Source organism: Affinundibacterium fentianense (genome assembly GCF_018139545.1).
GTDB classification, from domain to species: Bacteria; Pseudomonadota; Gammaproteobacteria; order Burkholderiales; family Burkholderiaceae_D; genus Undibacterium; species Undibacterium fentianense.
Map to the genome: position 1 here is coordinate 1 of NZ_JAGSPJ010000012.1, position 1,877 is coordinate 1,877.

Below are 1,877 nucleotides of genomic sequence, written 5' to 3' on the forward strand. Positions count from 1 at the left end.
TTTGACCATCATGGTAAGTACGAAACTTGTAAATCTAAAGTCTCCACAATAAAATATATTACTAAAGAAATGGATTATTTTCTCATTGGAGACCTTAATTCCTTCTCTAACGTCACGCTAGTAGAAGATTTTATCCGAAAAAAGGTATTGGAAGGGTACAGCGTTGAAGACTTCTTTTATTTTAAAAATAATAGATCTGTTGACAAGTTTATCTTTGATTCTGGACATAAAATAACAAAATACAGTAAAAACTTCCAACAGCATCAGCGTAATTTACGTATGGACAAGCTTTCACCTATAAAATATTTTGATACCGCTAGCATTGAAAATATTAGTGACAATGTATTAACTAATAAAGAAGGCCTTGTGAATATTCTTGAATACTTAAATGATAATGCAGGTAAAAGAAAGTATAAAACGCCCATGCTGCATGTTTGAAGTAGAGAACCTAATACTGGAAAAACTAGTATTATTCATTTTTTAAATCATAAAACACCATCGTATATCTGACCCGACGATAACTGATTCGATTATTATAAAAATAAAACGTACCAATGAATACTTTGAGATGAATTTTCCCCAAAAGGATGGGATGGCTTCTTTCTGAATCGCTTCCTTTCTGGCGAAAATATGCGATTACCTATGAAAGGATCTCATACATACAAAGAAGATAATCCGCTCATTATCATGACTTCCAACCAACCTCTTGATCAACATTGTTCTGATAAATGATTCAACCAGGATACTAAACGAGATCTATTTTCTAAAACTCTTGGAGTAAGGGTTCGAGAAATAGAACTCACGAAACCCCTTTTTAATGACTTCGATGCTTTCGAAAAAGTTCTTAACACGATTACTCATTACAAAAAAGTTGAGAAATAGGTGAAAGCTGGGGATTTATCCATCCCCAGACCCCTGGATTGGGTACAACGTACCCAAACCCGTTGAGGAAACCTCAATTATTACGTGCGAGGGGTCTGGATTCCCATATAGAAATCTTTCCTAGGGCATCAGAAATGGTCCTCCAGACCCCTCGCATGCGTGCGTGGGGGAGTGGCAATGTTAACTCCCCCTTTTCCGCGCGCTTTATTTGATTTGGTATGCCGCGCGCTCACGCACGCAACGAATATTGTTCTTCTAACGTCTCATCCCAGTAATTGCGTGCTCACGCACGCGCACACCTCATTTTCTTCTAACGTCTCATCCCAGTAATTGCGTGCTCACGCACGCGCACACCTCATTTTCTTCTAACGTCTCATCCCAACAGTTGCACAACTAACCAAATCAAAGGATTTTCAATCTAAATATTGGTATATAAAGGAATACCCCTCTGCTGAAAAAGCACTAACTCTATATATATGCCGACAATTTTCCCCCACTAAACTGCCTTCTAGCGTCACGCTAGAGCGATATCCCCCAAAAAAAGAGAGGTGATTTCCATATTGTTTCCCAGGATTCAAAATTGGTAGGGTCACAAAACATGAATTAAATTAATATGATTGACAAAAAAACACACACTAAAAACAAATTTCGAATGCACGCATCTAAATTCTTCCTTACATTTTCACAAGTACCTAACAGTAAACTTGTTGATTTCCCCGAAATTAAAAAACGTATTACTGAAAAAGATAGTATTAAAAATGGAATTATTGCAAGAGAAAAACATAAAGATGGTAACACCCATTTTCATATTTATCTTGAATATCTAAGTAAAAAAGATATCCGAAATTCAAACTACTTTGATTTTATTTTTGACCATCATGGTAAGTACGAAACTTGTAAATCTAAAGTCTCCACAATAAAATATATTACTAAAGAAATGGATTATTTTCTCATTGGAGACCTTAATTCCTTCTCTAACGTCACGCTAGTAGAAG

At 36.0% G+C, this 1,877-nt stretch carries 2 protein-coding genes; both read left to right on the top strand.

Going from position 1 to position 1,877, the window contains the following annotated elements; translation table 11 throughout:
• Nucleotides 1-438, top strand: a 438-nt coding sequence (locus tag KDM90_RS17570) for a hypothetical protein (protein WP_212676929.1), incomplete at its 5' end; no start/stop codon positions are given.
• 1,057 nt (nucleotides 439-1,495) lie between these two features.
• On the top strand, nucleotides 1,496-1,877 hold a 382-nt coding region (locus tag KDM90_RS17575), incomplete at its 3' end, for a hypothetical protein (protein WP_212676930.1).